This window comes from Geothrix limicola, from assembly GCF_030268085.1.
Taxonomy (GTDB): domain Bacteria; phylum Acidobacteriota; class Holophagae; order Holophagales; family Holophagaceae; genus Geothrix; species Geothrix limicola.
The window spans coordinates 678,154-692,056 of sequence record NZ_BSDE01000003.1 but is presented as its reverse complement, the minus strand read 5'-3'; the positions used below and the strand labels follow the sequence as shown (position 1 = coordinate 692,056).

At 68.5% G+C, this 13,903-nt stretch carries 15 protein-coding genes and 1 tRNA gene; 10 read left to right on the top strand and 6 right to left on the bottom strand.

The window, feature by feature from the left end; translation table 11 throughout:
- The first annotated feature begins 365 nt into the window (after positions 1-365).
- From QSJ34_RS11000 to QSJ34_RS10965, 8 genes are all read left to right on the top strand, one after another.
- Positions 366-2,027, top strand: a complete 1,662-nt coding sequence (locus QSJ34_RS11000; RefSeq protein ID WP_285575093.1) for a thiamine pyrophosphate-dependent enzyme — start codon at positions 366-368, stop codon at positions 2,025-2,027.
- Positions 2,024-2,623 (top strand): indolepyruvate oxidoreductase subunit beta, encoded by a 600-nt coding sequence (locus tag QSJ34_RS10995; RefSeq protein WP_285575090.1) that lies wholly within the window; start codon positions 2,024-2,026, stop codon positions 2,621-2,623. The genes QSJ34_RS11000 and QSJ34_RS10995 overlap by 4 nt, the downstream gene beginning before the upstream one ends.
- A gap of 1 nt (position 2,624) precedes the next feature.
- Positions 2,625-4,469, top strand: coding sequence for an acetate--CoA ligase family protein (locus QSJ34_RS10990; RefSeq protein WP_285575088.1), 1,845 nt, complete (start codon positions 2,625-2,627; stop codon positions 4,467-4,469).
- Positions 4,470-4,514: 45 nt separating this feature from the next.
- A complete protein-coding gene (locus tag QSJ34_RS10985) occupies positions 4,515-4,661 on the top strand; it encodes a YwiC-like family protein (RefSeq protein ID WP_285575086.1) in 147 nt (48 codons plus the stop codon).
- Positions 4,633-5,112, top strand: coding sequence for a hypothetical protein (locus QSJ34_RS10980; protein ID WP_285575084.1), 480 nt, complete (start codon positions 4,633-4,635; stop codon positions 5,110-5,112). The genes QSJ34_RS10985 and QSJ34_RS10980 overlap by 29 nt, the downstream gene beginning before the upstream one ends.
- 62 nt (positions 5,113-5,174) lie before the next feature.
- Entirely contained in the window at positions 5,175-5,942 is a 768-nt protein-coding gene (locus QSJ34_RS10975) for a YwiC-like family protein (protein WP_285575082.1), read from the top strand.
- 69 nt (positions 5,943-6,011) lie between these two features.
- Positions 6,012-6,455, top strand: coding sequence for an RrF2 family transcriptional regulator (locus QSJ34_RS10970; RefSeq protein WP_285575079.1), 444 nt, complete (start codon positions 6,012-6,014; stop codon positions 6,453-6,455).
- Between the two features lie 37 nt (positions 6,456-6,492).
- Positions 6,493-7,632 carry a molybdopterin molybdotransferase MoeA gene (locus QSJ34_RS10965; protein WP_285575077.1) on the top strand — a complete coding sequence of 380 codons (1,140 nt, stop codon included), beginning with the start codon at positions 6,493-6,495 and terminating at the stop codon, positions 7,630-7,632.
- 57 nt (positions 7,633-7,689) lie between these two features.
- Here the strand turns inward: QSJ34_RS10965 and QSJ34_RS10960 are convergent, their stop codons facing one another.
- The 5 genes from QSJ34_RS10960 to QSJ34_RS10940 all read right to left on the bottom strand — a co-directional run bounded on the left by QSJ34_RS10960 (position 7,690) and on the right by QSJ34_RS10940 (position 11,474).
- Positions 7,690-8,364 (bottom strand): Crp/Fnr family transcriptional regulator, encoded by a 675-nt coding sequence (locus QSJ34_RS10960; RefSeq protein ID WP_285575075.1) that lies wholly within the window; start codon positions 8,362-8,364, stop codon positions 7,690-7,692.
- A gap of 198 nt (positions 8,365-8,562) precedes the next feature.
- Entirely contained in the window at positions 8,563-9,129 is a 567-nt protein-coding gene (gene efp / locus QSJ34_RS10955; protein ID WP_285575074.1) for an elongation factor P, read from the bottom strand.
- A 73-nt stretch (positions 9,130-9,202) separates the two neighbouring features.
- A tRNA-Val gene (locus QSJ34_RS10950) sits at positions 9,203-9,277 on the bottom strand.
- Positions 9,278-9,323: 46 nt separating this feature from the next.
- On the bottom strand, positions 9,324-10,541 hold the full coding sequence (locus QSJ34_RS10945) for a pyridoxal phosphate-dependent aminotransferase (protein WP_285575072.1): 1,218 nt from the start codon (positions 10,539-10,541) through the stop codon (positions 9,324-9,326).
- Positions 10,542-10,550: 9 nt separating this feature from the next.
- The gene (locus QSJ34_RS10940; RefSeq protein WP_285575070.1) at positions 10,551-11,474 is read right to left on the bottom strand and encodes a LysR substrate-binding domain-containing protein; all 924 of its coding nucleotides are present in this window, start codon (positions 11,472-11,474) and stop codon (positions 10,551-10,553) included.
- Positions 11,475-11,554: 80 nt separating this feature from the next.
- On the opposite strand from QSJ34_RS10940, the gene QSJ34_RS10935 reads away from it, so the two are divergent.
- Positions 11,555-12,508, top strand: a complete 954-nt coding sequence (locus QSJ34_RS10935; RefSeq protein ID WP_285575068.1) for a YeiH family protein — start codon at positions 11,555-11,557, stop codon at positions 12,506-12,508.
- A 21-nt stretch (positions 12,509-12,529) separates the two neighbouring features.
- Positions 12,530-13,111: a gamma carbonic anhydrase family protein gene (locus tag QSJ34_RS10930; RefSeq protein WP_285575066.1), complete on the top strand. Its 582-nt coding sequence runs from the start codon at positions 12,530-12,532 to the stop codon at positions 13,109-13,111.
- 18 nt (positions 13,112-13,129) lie between these two features.
- Here the strand turns inward: QSJ34_RS10930 and QSJ34_RS10925 are convergent, their stop codons facing one another.
- A complete protein-coding gene (locus tag QSJ34_RS10925) occupies positions 13,130-13,855 on the bottom strand; it encodes a hypothetical protein (RefSeq protein WP_285575064.1) in 726 nt (241 codons plus the stop codon).
- Between the last annotated feature and the right edge of the window lie 48 nt (positions 13,856-13,903).

The window sequence follows — 13,903 nt, the reverse complement described above, 5'->3', positions numbered from 1 at the left end:
ACCTCAAGAGAGTGAATGCAAATTGTCACAGGGCCCTGTGGGGAGAAAACGGGATCCAAGGAAGCCGTTGTGACAATTGAGTAATTTTTTTAACTACAATTAAAATATATATTTACACAACACATTGGGGCCCCAGATAAGACTCGAACCCGGAATTCACTCCCCCGGTGAACCTTGCCTCGCGACAAAGTTGTGACTTGGGGCACTGGCCCTATTGCCCGAAGGCACCGCGGGGTTTTTCCGAATCCTCGGAAGGCCTGTGACGTCGCGCACACCCACTGCCACAGGGCTTCCGTGTGATCCCAGACACGGGGCGGGACCACCATACTTCCGGCTTGGCAATTGCAATATGATTGGAGGTTGACATGACTCAGAACACCCTGGCCCTGGGGGTGGAAGCGGTGGGGTGTGCGGCCTTCGATGCCGGCATCAAGGGCGCTTTCGGCTATCCCGGCACCCCCTCCACGGAAGGGTTCGAGTTCGTCGAAGCCATGATCCAAGAGGCGCCCGAAGGCCGCGTGGCCCGCTGGGCCGCCAATGAGAAGGTGGCCTACGACCTGGCCCTGGGCGTGAGCTACGCCGGGCATCGCACCCTCGTGACCATGAAGCATGTGGGCCTGAACGTGGCCATGGATGCCTACGCCAACTCCGCCCTCACGGGCGTGCGCGGTGGCCTGGTGCTGCTGGTGGCTGACGATCCGGGCATGCACAGCAGCCAGAACGAGCAGGACAGCCGCCGTCTGGCTGAATTCGCCTGGCTGCCCTGCCTCGAACCCAGCACCGTGCAGGAGTGCTACGACTTCACCTGGCAGGCCTTCGAACTGTCCGAAGCCCTGCAGATCCCCGTGATGGTGCGCCTCGTCACCCGCCTGGCCCATTGCCGGGCTGCCCTCCGGCGCCGTGCGATCCTGCCTCCGACGGGCTTGGGTCTGGCTCCGAAGGACACCATCCAGGACTGGGTGCTGATCCCATCCAATGCCCGGCGGCGCTATGTGGATCTGCTGGCCAAGCAGCCCCGCCTCATCGAGCGGCTCGCCCCCATGAACCGTCTGGTGGCGGGCGGCAGCCGCCAGGGCGTGGCCGTCTCGGGCATGGGCCGCGCCTACTTTGATCAGCTGCTCCTGGAATACCCGGCCCTGGCGGCCTTGCCCCGCCTTGAAGTGGCCGCCTACCCGGTGGACCCTCAGCTTGAGGCGGCCTTCCTCGCCCAGGTGGACGAGGTCTTCGTCTTCGAAGAGGACTATCCGGTGTTGGAGGAGCGCCTGGGCCTGCGCGGTTCAGCCAAGGTGCGCGGACGATTGGACGGCACCGTGCCCCGCACGGGCGAGCTCACGCCCCGCCAACTCAAGAATGCCCTGGCCCTGCTCGTAGCCGAGGCCAAGGAATCCATCACCCTGGATCTGCCCCCCCGAGCCCCGCGCTTCTGTGACGGCTGCGGCCACGTGGACGCCTACGAAGCCATGCAGGAAGCCCTCGCCAACCTGGGCGTGCCCGAGACCCGCGTCTTCGGTGACATCGGCTGCTACACCCTCGCCGCCCAGGAACCCATGGGCGCCATCCATGCCGTCGTCGAAATGGGCGCCAGCATCAGCATGGCCGTGGGCGCGGCCCTGGCGGGCCAGACGCCCTCCGTCGCCGTCATCGGCGATTCCACCTTCGGCCACAGCGGCCTGCCGGCCCTGCTGACGGCCGCCGACTCGGATGTGAACGTCACCATCATCATCCTCGACAACCGCGTGGTGGGCATGACAGGCCAGCAGCCCAGCCAGGCCCTCGACCAGGTGGAGCGCATGGCCCTCGGCATGGGCATTCCCGAAGCCCAGCTCCAGGTCCTCACCCCCCTGCCCAGGCTGCACGACGCCAACGTGAAGGCCATGGAATCCGCCCTCCAGCACCCCGGCCCCTCCGTCGTCATCTTCCGGCGCGAGTGCATCCAGTCCATGCGCCGGGGTGTGCTGAAGGACCACGATCGTGAACTCAAGGCCTGCGCGGAGCAGGTCTGCGCCAGCACGGAGGCCCGCCCATGAGCGCTCCCCGCATCCACGGCATCGTCCTCTCCGGCGTGGGAGGCCAGGGGGTCCTCTCCCTCGCTCAGATCGTCCTCGAAGCCCTGCGCCGCAGCGGCCTGCACGCGCTGCAGTCCGAGATCCACGGCATGAGCCAGCGGGGCGGCAGCGTCCATGCCCAGGTCTGCTTCTCCGAAGGCCCGCTGACCTCGCCGATCATCGACGAGGGTTCCGCGGACCTGCTCATCGCCCTCGAACCGCTCGAAGCCCTGCGCTACGTGTCCATGCTGCGCATGAACGGCCACCTCGTCGTCTCCGAGGAACCCCAGATCAACATGGAAGGCTATCCGCCCATCGATGACGTCTACGCGGCCCTCAAGGCCGTGCGCGGGGCCCACCTCCTCGACACCGAGGATCTCGCCCGCCGCCTGAGCCACAAGCAGGCCGGCGGCATGGCCCTGCTGGGCATGGCGTCCAGGTTCCTGCCGGTCTCTCCCGAGGTGTGGCAGGACGTGATCACCCAGCGCTTCGAAGCCAAGGGTGCCCGCGTCACCGAGAAGAACCTCGAAGCCTTCCAGGCCGGGCGCGGCCTCATCCAGGAAACGGTGGGAGCCTAAGATGCACACGGCCACGGGATTCCTCCACGAGGGGCGGGCCTATGGCCTGCTCGCCGCCGCGGGCCTGCGGGTGCCGCGGCACGCCTTCATTGATGGCGAATTACGCACATCCGGCCCGCTGCCCTTCGAGCCGGGCGAGCCCATCGTGCTCAAGGGCATCGCCGACGAGCTCTGGCACAAGTCCGACAAGGGCGCCGTCCACTTCGGCAGCTTCGACGCCGAGGCACTGAAGGCCGAAGCCGCCGCCATGCGCCAGCGCGTGCCCGAGCATCCCTGGATCGGCGGCCTCGTCTGCGAAAAGGTCGCCTTCAAGAGGCTCTCCGGCCTGCCCACCGAGGCGCTCGTGTCGCTCAAGCGGGATCCCGATGCGGGCTGGCTCGTCGTCTGCGGCATTGGCGGCCTTCAGGCCGATGCCTGGGCCGCCATGGCCCCGCCGATGATCTGGCCCATCGCCCTCGCCACGCCCGAGCAGGCCCTCGCGGATCTGCGCGCCCACTGGCTGGGCCGCACCTGGCTCGGCCACCAGCGCGGCACCGAAGCGCTCACCGACGAAGCCAAGCTGCTGAGCTTCCTGCAGGGCCTCTGGCGCGCGGTGGAGGGGCTTCAGCGCGAAGGCGTCACCCTGCTCGAACTCAATCCCATCGTGCTCGACAGCGAGGGACGCCCCACGGCCCTGGACGGCGTCGGCACGCTGGAGACCGAGACAACGGCGACCGTCGCCTCGCCGGATCCCGCCTGGTACCAGGCCCTGCTCAACCCGCGGAGCCTCGTCATCGCGGGCGTCTCCAGCCGCGAAGGCACCGTGGGCCGCATCATCCTCGAGAACGTGCGGAAATCGAAGCTGCCCGAAAGCGCGCTGCGCCTCATCAAGCCCGGATCCACGGAATTCCTCGGTCTGCCCTGCCTCGCCTCCGTCGCCGAACTCGCGACCGCACCCGCGGATCAGCTCATCCTTTCGCTGCCCGCGCCCCAGACGCTGGAAGTCGTCGAGCAGCTCTGCCGCCAGGGCGGCGGTGCCACCGTCGTCTACCTCGTGGCCGGCGGACTGGGTGATGGCGCAGACACCGAGGGCCTCGGCAAGCGGCTCGTGGCCTGCCTGAACGAACACCGCCGCGCCGGCAAGTGGACCCCCGCCGTCGTGGGCCCCAATGGCCTCGGCCTGTTCAGCCCTGACCAGGCCCTCAACTCGCTCTTCATCCCCGAGGTGAAGCTGCCCCTCACCGCCAAGCCCGGACACCTGGCCCTCGCCAGCCAAAGCGGCGCCTTCCTCATCACGCGCCTCAGCCGCCGCGCCGAGCTGGGCCTGCGGGCCGCCGTCGCCATCGGCAACCAGATGGACCTGCGCTGCTCGGACTTCTTCAAGGGCTTCGCGTCCGACCCCGCCGTGAAGGTGGTGGGCGCCTACCTCGAGGGCTTTACGCCCGGCGATCTCGAAGCCACCGCCGAAGCCGCCAAGACGTTGCGCGCCTCGGGCCGCCGCGTGCTCCTCTACAAGGGCGGGCGCAGCCAGGAGGGCATGGCCGCCGCCAGCAGCCACACGGGCGCCCTCGCGGGCGATCACGCGCTGCAGGCCGCCGTGCTGCGCCGCGCGGGCGTGCTGCTCGCCGAGCGCATGGAGGCCTTCGACGCGGCCCTGGCCTGGCTGGGCGCCTATCCGAGCGGATGCCCCAAGTCCGTGGCCATCATGACCAACGCGGGCTTTGAATCCGTGGCCTCGGCGGATCTGCTCAACGGGCCCTTCCGCGGATCCAAGCTCACGGAAGCGGAAACCGCCGCCCTCGCCGCCACCATCGAAGCCGAGGGTCTCACGGGCCTCGTCAGCGCNGTGACCGGACGCATGGTGTAGGAAGGAAAACCGGAGCAGACTCTATTTCGGACTTTGGATGCCGAAATGAGCCGATTCCTGCCCCCCCTGCGCACCCTCCTGCCCGCCGAGCACGGCAGCTGGTTCATGCTCGGGTTTCCGCTGGTGCTCGGCCTGCTTCTGAGACCGAGCCTGGCGGGACTCCGTGGCCATCATGACCAACGCGGGCTTTGAATCCGTGGCCTCGGCGGATCTGCTCAACGGGCCCTTCCGCGGATCCAAGCTCACGGAAGCGGAAACCGCCGCCCTCGCCGCCACCATCGAAGCCGAGGGTCTCACGGGCCTCGTCAGCGCCAGGCTGCCCCTGGACCTCACGCCCATGGCCAACGAATCCGCCTACCTCGCCACGGCGAAACTGCTGCTGGCATCCGAGGCGGACGCAGTGGTGGTGGGCCTCGTGCCCCTCACCGTGCGGCTCAACACGACCCAGATCGAGGCCATCGCAGCCTTCGCCACGGAACTGTCGCGGCTCGCCCAGGCGGCAGGCAAGTGGGTGGGTGTCGCGGTGGAAGGCGGCCCCCTCTTCGACCTGTATCGCCAGGGGCTGCGCGCCTCCGGGCTGCCCGTCTTCCTCACCATGGAAGAAGCCCTGGAAGGCCTGCGCCTCATCGCCTCCGAGATGTGACCGGACGCATGGTGTAGGAAGGAAAACCGGAGCAGACTCTATTTCGGACTTTGGATGCCGAAATGAGCCGATTCCTGCCCCCCCTGCGCACCCTCCTGCCCGCCGAGCACGGCAGCTGGTTCATGCTCGGGTTTCCGCTGGTGCTCGGCCTGCTTCTGAGACCGAGCCTGGCGGGACTCTGCCTCGGCCTGGCCGCCCTGGCCTTCTTCATGGGCCGTCCGGCCCTGCGGCGGGTACTCAACGGACAGAAGGATCCATCCCAGTTCCGGGCCCTCCTTCTGCTCGGTGGACTTGCGGCCGCCTTCGGCGTCCTGGCCTGGTTACTTTCAGATTTTAAATTCCTGATTCCCCTGGCCTGCATCTCCCCCCTCGTCATCCTCGCCCTGCGCGCGGATCTGGAACGGGCGGTGCGATCCCTCTTCGTCGAGATGGCCGCCCAGGGCGCCTTCGCCGGGCTGGCGGCGGCCATGCTCGTCGCCGGGGGGGATTCGCTGGCGGCGGCCGCCCGCGCCTGGCTCTTCGTCACCCTCGTGGGGGCTTCCAACCTGGCCCACGTGCGCCGTTTCCTGGGGCACGCCCATGGCATGGCCGACCTTGAACTCAGGCGCCGCAGGATCCCCGTCCACGTGCTTCACGCGCTGCTCATCGCGAGCTCCGCCCTGCTGCTGGCGCCCCGGGGCCTGGCCGGCTTCCTCTGGACCGGATGGACAGTCCTGCTCTACCTGCGGGCCCTCGCACCCTACCGGCCCACGCCGGCCCGAACGCTCGGCTGGCGCGAGGGGGGCCTGAGTGTGGTGGGACTGTTCCTGCTTTGGCGCGCCCTGCTCTGATCTCCGTCACAACGGGCTGGACTCCGGAATCCCCAGGGGCGATGCTCAAATCAGAAAAAGGATTCTGGAATGCTCTTCTCCACGGCCACCGGTTACGCCCTACGCGCCCTCGCGGCCCTTCCCGAGGATGGGACCTTCAGCCTCGCGAAGGACCTCTCCGCCAAGCTGGAGCTTCCGGGTCCCTACCTCGCCAAGATCCTGCAGGGCCTCGTGCAGGCCGACATCCTCGAATCCGTGCGCGGGCCCAAGGGCGGCTTCCGCCTCACCCGGCCCTCTCACCGCATCACCGTCGGCGAAGTCGTCTCGGCCCTGGAGGGGCCCGACGCCATGGAGGGCTGCATCATGGGCTTTCCCACCTGTGGCGGCGACCATCCCTGTCCGCTGCACGATGCCTGGGGCGCCGTGAAGGTACAGGTCTCGAGCTCCATGACCCAGGCCACCATCCGGGATCTGCAGCTCATGGACATCCGCCATCAGAAGGAAGCCGAGGTCCGGACCGCGAAGCGGGGCTGAGCGCGAGGCCGCGGGCACCCAGAGTAGGATCGGAGGCATGGCCATGAGCTGCGACCATCCCGATCTGCTGCCCCTCGACGAAGCCCTGCAGCGCCTCTGGAACGCGCTGCCCGCACCGGATCTGCCCGGGCTGCGTGCCGAACGCGACGACCCCGCCACCGATCGCGCCAGCATGGACGGCGTGGCGTTGAAGGCCTCCGAAGGCCGCGCATCGCGCCGGGTGCTGGGCACGCTCTACGCCGGCAGCGATCCCGCCGTCTTCGCCGTGGCGCCGGGGACTGCCGTGCGCATCATGACCGGCGCCGCGCTGCCGCCGGGGGCCGACGCCATCGTGCCCGTGGAAGCGCTGGCCACCGACGGGGACACGGTCCGGCCCCAGGTGGATCCAAAAGTCGGCGATCACGTGCGCCGCCAGGGCGAGCAGGCCCGTGCCGGCGACCAGCTGCTGCCCGCGGGCACACCCCTCAGCGCCGCTCGTCTGGCCCTCTTCGCACAGGAGGGCCAGCTTCTTCCCCTGCGCCCGCGCCTCCGCGTCGGTGTGGCCTCCACGGGCAACGAGCTGGTGCCTCACCCCGCGTCGCATCAGATCCGCGATTCCAACGGCCCCATGCTCGCCGCCCTGGCCCACACCCTCGGCGCCGACGTGGACCTGCGCTCGGCCCTGCCCGACGAACCCGCCGCCCTGGCCGCGGCCCTGCAAAACCCCGGCGACATCCGCATCCTGCTCACCTCCGGCGGCGTGAGCATGGGCGACCATGACCACCTGCCCGGCGTCCTGAAGGATCTGGGGGCGACCATCCTCTTCCACAAGATCCGCCTCAAGCCCGGCAAGCCCATGCTGGCGGCCCTGCTCGGCGATCTGCTGCTGCTGGGCCTTCCGGGCAATCCCGTCTCGGCCTACGTCAACGGCCTGCTCTTCCTGTCGCTGGCCCTGGCCCGCCTCGAAGGCCGGGCCGCGCCCGATCCCTGGCGCCGGGCGCGCCTGGCCGCCGCCGTGCGGAACAAGGGCGACCGTCCCCTGCTCCATCCCTGCCGCCTGGTGGAAGGCCGCCTCGAACCGCTGCCCGGCAAAGGCTCCGCCGACCTCGTCACCCTGGCCCGCGCGGATGCGCTGGCGTGGATCGATGCGGGCGGATTGGAAGCCGGCACCAAGACGCGGTGGATGCCGGTCGTGTAGCCATTCCATGAAAACGGCGCCAACCGGCGCCGTTTCGCAAATGGAGGGATGATCCGCTCAGCCCTTGGCGTAGCGCTGCAGCTTGCCGAGATCCAGGATGCGCACGACGGGGAAGGTGCTCTGGATGAGGCCCAGATCCGTCAGGAGGCGCAGGGCTCGGCTGAAGGCTTCGCGGCTGGCGCCGATGCACTGGGCCAGGTCTTCCTGGGTTTCCTGGAACTCCACCAGGGAGCGCAGGGGATTGGATTCGTGGGCTTCCAGCAGCAGCTGGGCCACGCGCTCGGGCACGCTGTGCAGGCTGAGGGTCTCCACCAGGGTCACCAGGTGGCGCACCTTGGCGGTGAAGTGGTGGATGATCATCTCGGCCACTTCGGGATGGCGATGGACGATCTGACGGAGGGGCGCGGCGGGGATGAGCCAGCATTCGGTCTCGCCGTGGGATTCGGCGCTGGAGGCGATGGGCGCGCCGTCGAAGACGGGCACTTCGCCCACGCAGTCCCCCACTTTGAGGAACTGAAGCACCTGAACGCGGCCGCGACCGTCGGTGCGGAAGACCTTCAGGCCGCCCTTCACCACCACGTAGACGCCGGGGATCTGGTCGCCCTGCGTGTAGACCCTGGCACCGTCCGGGAAACGTCGGAGTTCAGCGATGCTGGCCAGCTCTTCCGCGGAGTTCATCGGCAGCCCGGCCAGGAACTCGATCCTTCTCAGATTGAGGACTGCTTGAGGCATGGGGCTCCACCGGAGTGATTCAGACTGTTATCTCATATTTCCCGTTTCTTGTGACCTCGGTCACGCCATCGGGAACCTTGCGACCAGTACTTTACCGCGAGGTTGGAATTTCGTCTGGCGGAATTCACGTGAAAGACAAGACCCCGGCGGCATCTGCCTACCGGGGTCTCGTCAGGTTGATGCGTGAAAGCAAGGGGCCTACTTCACCCGCTCCATGAAGGTGCGGTCCACGGTGTTCACGCGGATCTTCTGTCCCGCTTCCATGTAGGGAGGCACGCCCACGGTGATGCCGTTGTCCAGCTTGGCCGGCTTGTAGGAGCCCGTGGCGTTGGCGTTCTTCATGACGGGATCGGTCTCCACGATCTCCAGCACCACGCTGGGCGGCAGGGTGGCGCTCATGGGCTGGCCTTCGTAGAACTCGATCTCGACCTGCATGTTGGGCTCGAGGAAGACCAGGTCGTCGCCCAGGATCTCCTTGCTCACTTCCAGCTGCTCGTAGGTCTCGTTGTTCATGAAGACGAGGTGATCGCCGTCCTCGTAGAGGTATTCGAGCATGTGCTGCTCGAGGCTGGCTTTGTCGACCTTGTCGGCGCTGCCGAAGCGGTTCTCGCGGTTGATGCCGTCCTTCAGGCGCTTCATCTTCACCACGACGCGGGCCGGCAGGTTGCCGGGGGTCTGGTGCTCGACGCTGATGACGCGGCAGAGCTCGTTCTCGAAGTTGACGATCATCCCGGCGCGAACCTGGGTGGCGTTGATGAAGGGCATGGGAAACTCCCGGGAAGGGGGAAGCGCTCGAAGAAGAAAAGGCCCCGATCACGATCAGGGCCTTGGCTTGGAGTGGTGGGCGTACCAGGATTCGAACCTGGGACTTCTACCGTGTGAAGGTAGCACTCTACCGCTGAGTTATACGCCCGCGGTCGAACAGAATACCGCAGGAGGGCCGCCTTTCCAAGCCTGAATCAGCGGGGAACCAGAACGCCCTTGAGGGCCTTGGCGAAACGCGGCGCTTCCGCAGCCTTCATGCCGCAGATGCCCACGCGCAGGCCCTCGGGGAGCGGCACGGTGAAGACGCCTTCGGCCTTGAGACGCCCGCAGATGGCCTCCGGATCCGCTGTCGTGACGGTGACGAAGAACCCGCCCTGCCAGTGGAGCGGCGCCATGCCTTCGGATTCCAGGGCCGCATCCAGCGCCGCGGCCCGGGCCGCCAGCACGTCGGACCAGTGGCGATGCTCGGCAGACAGCCGAGCCTGGGCTTTGCCATCCTTCGCCAGGCGCAGCAGCAGGGCCTGGGGGGCTCTCGCGCAGTTGGACCAGGTGCCCCGGCAGGACTGGGTGAGCGCCGCCTGCAGGGCCGGATCCTCGCACCAGGGGAAGGCCAGCGCACCGCTGCGGGCGCCGTAGAGCGTCATGGACTTCGACAGGGACAGCGAGGCCCCCACCAGCACACGGCCTTCGGCGCCGAGCACCGCGTAGTCGCCCAGCGCAGCGGCCACGGCCCCGGGTTCGCGCGTGTAGTCGAGGTAGGCGAAATCCAGGAGCAGGGTGACGGGTCCCAGGCTCGCCACGTCGCGCAGCAGATCCATCAGCACGGCGCGATCCGCCGCCGACAGACTGCGTCCCGTCGGGTTGTGGCATGGGTCGTTCAGCCACAGGAGCACGCGGCCCTGGGCCTTCATCAGCTGGCGCAGCGCCAGGTCCCAGGCGGTCGCGTCCAGCGGTTCCCCCGCCTCGGGCCAGGGCGCCGTGATCAGCTGCATCCCGTTTTCGGCGGCCAGGGTGGCGTAGGGCCCCCAGAAGGGCGCCGTGGTGAGCAGAGCCTGGCCGGGTTCCAGGAAGTTGCGCAGCGACAGGGCCAGGGCACCGCTGCCGCCCGGTGTGGCGCAGGCCGCGCCGGCGGTGTCGAGCATGGGCCAGTGCCGCTTCACCAGCGCCTTCAGGAAGGTCGGATCGCCCGCGATGGGCGCGTAGGGCGCGACCTCCATGGCCGTGAGTTCGCGCCAGAGGTCCATGACGGATTCCAGGATCACCAGCTGCCCGGAATCATCCAGCAGCGCGCCCACGGTGGCGTTCAACACGGACTCGCCGGCGGCCTTCCGCGCCTGGGCTTCGGCATTGAGGGCAAAGATCGGATCGTCGGCGGGGAAGGAGCGTCGGGTGGGGATGAGCTGATCAGTCATCGCCTTAGATTAACGCTCCGACACCGCCATCGGCGCTGGAGGATGTTGCTGGGCGTGGCGCAGGAAGGCGGCGGCCTGCCCCGCCAGTCCCCCGCCGGTCTGCACCCAGGAGAAGCTGCGCTGGATGCTGAGCTCGGGCAGGGGGATCTCCTCCAGGGCGCGGCGACCCAATTCGCGCTGGATGCTCCAGCGGGACAGGAAGCCGATGCCGAGGCCGAGGAGCACGCAGGATTTGATGGCCTCCGTGTCCCCCACCACCAGGTCCGAGCCGCGGGGACCATGGGCCACACGCGCCTTGCGCAGGGCCCGCTCCACCACCACGCGGGTGCCCGAACCGGATTCCCGCCAGATCAGGGGGACCCCCGCGAGATCGGCCAGCGCCGAGACTTCCGCGAGGGCCGCGGGGGCCTTGGCGGCGCGCACCGCCACCAGCTCGTCCCGCAGGTAGGGCCGGAGGGAAAGGCCCGGCGCCCGAGTCAGCCCTTCCATCAGGGCCAGCGGAGTCCGCCCCTCCCGCACCCAGCCGAGCACCTCGTCGGTGTTGGCCACGTCCACCACCAGGGGCGCGGGTCGGTGCCGCGTGAGGAAGGTACGGATCAGCGGAGGCAGGATGTAGGCGGCGGCCGTGGTGCTCGCGGCCAGCCGCAATTCGCCGCCGGCGCTTTCCTCCGCGTGGATCCGCTGCCCCGCCTCCTCCAGCAGGCGGTGGACGCGGCGGGCATAGTCCAGGAGCACCCGGCCCACCTCCGTGAGGCGCATCCCCGAGGCGTGGCGCGTGAAGAGCGACTTGCCCAGATCCGACTCCAGCTGCCGGATCTGGGCCGTCACCGCGGGCTGGGACAGGTTCAGGCTCCGCGCCGCCGCCGACACCTGGCCGGACTGGGCCACCACCCGGAAGGTTTCGAGACGACGGGGATCGAGTTCAGGAAACAACCTAGCCTCATCTGTTTTTCTGATGCCTTATTCATTATCACTATTATTTTTTAAAATGCCCCATGGCCAAGATCGGATCCATGAAACGAGCTGCCTCGTCCCTCCTGATCCTCGGTGCGCTGTTGTCCCTGGCCCCCTTCGCTCCGGCCGCCGCGGCCCTGGTGGGTGGGGCTGCACTGGCGCTCACCCTGGGTAATCCGTTCCAGGGGCTGACCCGCACCTGGGCGCATCGACTGCTGCCCCTGGCCGTGGTGGGCCTGGGCGCGGACATGGACCTGCGCGCGGTGGCGAAGGCGGGATGGCATGGCCTGGGCTACACGGCCCTGAGCCTCAGTCTGGTGCTGGCCCTGGGCTGGGCCCTGGCCCGCCTGTTGAAGGTCGAGCGCGAAGCGGGCCTGCTCATCTCCGTGGGAACGGCCATCTGCGGCGGCAGCGCCATCGCCGCCGTGGCGCCCGTCATCCGTGCGAAAGAGCACGAGATCTCCGTGGCCCTGGCCACCGTCTTCCTGCTGAACGCCGCAGCCCTGGTGATCTTCCCGCCCCTGGGCCACGCCGCGGGGCTCGGCCAGGACGCCTTCGGCCTCTGGTCGGCCCTGGCCATCCACGACACCAGCTCCGTGGTGGGCGCGGGCCTTGCCTACGGGCCGCGGGCGCTGGAGGTGGCCACCACCGTGAAGCTGGCGCGGGCCCTGTGGATCGTGCCCCTCACCCTAGGTCTGGGCTGGAACATGGCCCGGCACAACCCGAGCGCCGAAGCCGCTACAACGCCAACCAAGCCCTGGTTCATCGCGGGCTTCCTGGCCGTGGCCGCGCTGGTGACCTTCCTCCCCGGGCTGCACGCCACCGGCCACCTGGTCGCCTTCGCCGCGCGCCGCGCGCTGGTGCTGACCCTCTTTCTCATCGGCGCGGGGCTCAGCCGCGACGCCCTGCGCCGCGTGGGGCTGCGCCCCTTCACCCAGGGTCTGCTGCTCTGGCTGATGGTGGGGTCGCTGGGCCTCGTCGCCGTGAAGCTGGGACTGCTCACCGTGGGTTAGACTCTCCCGCTGGAGATGCCCATGATCCGCCCCTTCCAAGGCATGGTCCCCAAGATCGGCCACCGCGTGTTCGTCGCCGACAGCGCCCTGCTTCTCGGCGACGTTAGCCTCGGCGACGAGGCCAGCATCTGGTTCAACTGCGTCATCCGCGGCGACGTAAACTGGATCCGCATCGGCGCGCGCACCAACATCCAGGACGCCTGCTGCCTGCACGTCACCAACGGGAAGTGGCCCCTGCTCATCGAGGACGAGGTGAGCATCGCCCACAACGTGATGCTGCATGGATGCACCATCCGCAAGGGCGCGCTCATCGGCATGAGCACCACCATCATGGACGGGGCCGAGATCGGGGAGGGCTGCCTCGTGGCCGCGGGAAGCTTCATCCGCGAAGGCTTCAAGGCCCCGCCCCACAGCCTGGTGGCGGGCTGGCCCGCCACCGTGAAGGGACCCCTCAACGAGAAGCAGCGCGACCTCGTGGCCAGCGTCTGGACCCGCTACGTGCGCTACAAGGAAGGCTACTTCAAGGATGGCTGGCCCATCGCCGAGGCCCCCGTGATCGATGCCCCCCAGCCCGGCTTCGCCGAGGGGCATCCTTTTCCATGACCGACCGCCAGGGGCCGCTCAGTTCTGAGGCGTAGGGGCCTCAGGCGCAGGCTGCACCACCTCCCAGCCGTCCTCCGTGCGCCCCTGCACCTGCTCCTGGGTGTGCGTGATCAGTTCGTCCTTCAAGATCCGGTCCTGCCCGCCGTGCCGCACCGTGGCGCGGAACTGGAGCGTCCAGGTGGTGACGCCGCCCTCCTGCTCGCGGTCGGCGTAGACCATCACCGTGCCCAGGGGCCCCGAGGTGCCGCGCTGAAAGGCCGGGGCCGTGGGCGTGACGGGGTTCTTCAGGGACTGGATCAGCGGGTTCCTGGACAGGGCCTGGATGATGGCGTCCTGGGAGGGCACCTGTCCCGGCGCCTTGGCGTGGATCGCCTGGAGCGCCACGTCCGCCTGCGCCTTCGCCGCATTCAGGTTGGCCTGCACGGCGATCTCCCGGGCCCGCTCGCGCTGGCCGAGGAGGGCTGGAATGGCGATGGCGCTGACGATGCCCGCGACGGGCACCATCATCACCGGCAGCACGAGGCCGAGGATGCCCGTGACCAGAGCCGTGGCGGGCACCGGCTCGTAGACCTCCGGCTGGGCCCGAACGAGGCGCTTCGCCTGCCCCTGCTTCACGAGGGCGACGATGGCCAGGATGATGGCGACCGGAAAGCCGATGCAGGTGAGCGCGAAGAGAATGGCCAGGATGCCGCAGATCTTGGCGGCCTTGGCGCCGGGTGCGGGCACCAGATATGAGTCAGACATGCGTTCTCCGGATGAAGATCCAGGATTCCACAAGGGGACAAGTCACCG

Bases quoted from the DNA above. Each gene is read 5' to 3' on its own strand.
- QSJ34_RS11000 (WP_285575093.1), top strand. From the start codon at position 366: ATGACTCAGAACACCCTGGCCCTGGGGGTGGAAGCGGTGGGGTGTGCG.
- QSJ34_RS10995 (WP_285575090.1), top strand. From the start codon at position 2,024: ATGAGCGCTCCCCGCATCCACGGCATCGTCCTCTCCGGCGTGGGAGGC.
- QSJ34_RS10985 (WP_285575086.1), top strand. From the start codon at position 4,515: ATGAGCCGATTCCTGCCCCCCCTGCGCACCCTCCTGCCCGCCGAGCAC.
- QSJ34_RS10975 (WP_285575082.1), top strand. From the start codon at position 5,175: ATGAGCCGATTCCTGCCCCCCCTGCGCACCCTCCTGCCCGCCGAGCAC.
- QSJ34_RS10970 (WP_285575079.1), top strand. From the start codon at position 6,012: ATGCTCTTCTCCACGGCCACCGGTTACGCCCTACGCGCCCTCGCGGCC.
- QSJ34_RS10965 (WP_285575077.1), top strand. From the start codon at position 6,493: ATGGCCATGAGCTGCGACCATCCCGATCTGCTGCCCCTCGACGAAGCC.
- QSJ34_RS10960 (WP_285575075.1), bottom strand. From the start codon at position 8,364: ATGCCTCAAGCAGTCCTCAATCTGAGAAGGATCGAGTTCCTGGCCGGG.
- efp (WP_285575074.1), bottom strand. From the start codon at position 9,129: ATGCCCTTCATCAACGCCACCCAGGTTCGCGCCGGGATGATCGTCAAC.
- QSJ34_RS10945 (WP_285575072.1), bottom strand. From the start codon at position 10,541: ATGACTGATCAGCTCATCCCCACCCGACGCTCCTTCCCCGCCGACGAT.
- QSJ34_RS10935 (WP_285575068.1), top strand. From the start codon at position 11,555: ATGAAACGAGCTGCCTCGTCCCTCCTGATCCTCGGTGCGCTGTTGTCC.
- QSJ34_RS10930 (WP_285575066.1), top strand. From the start codon at position 12,530: ATGATCCGCCCCTTCCAAGGCATGGTCCCCAAGATCGGCCACCGCGTG.
- QSJ34_RS10925 (WP_285575064.1), bottom strand. From the start codon at position 13,855: ATGTCTGACTCATATCTGGTGCCCGCACCCGGCGCCAAGGCCGCCAAG.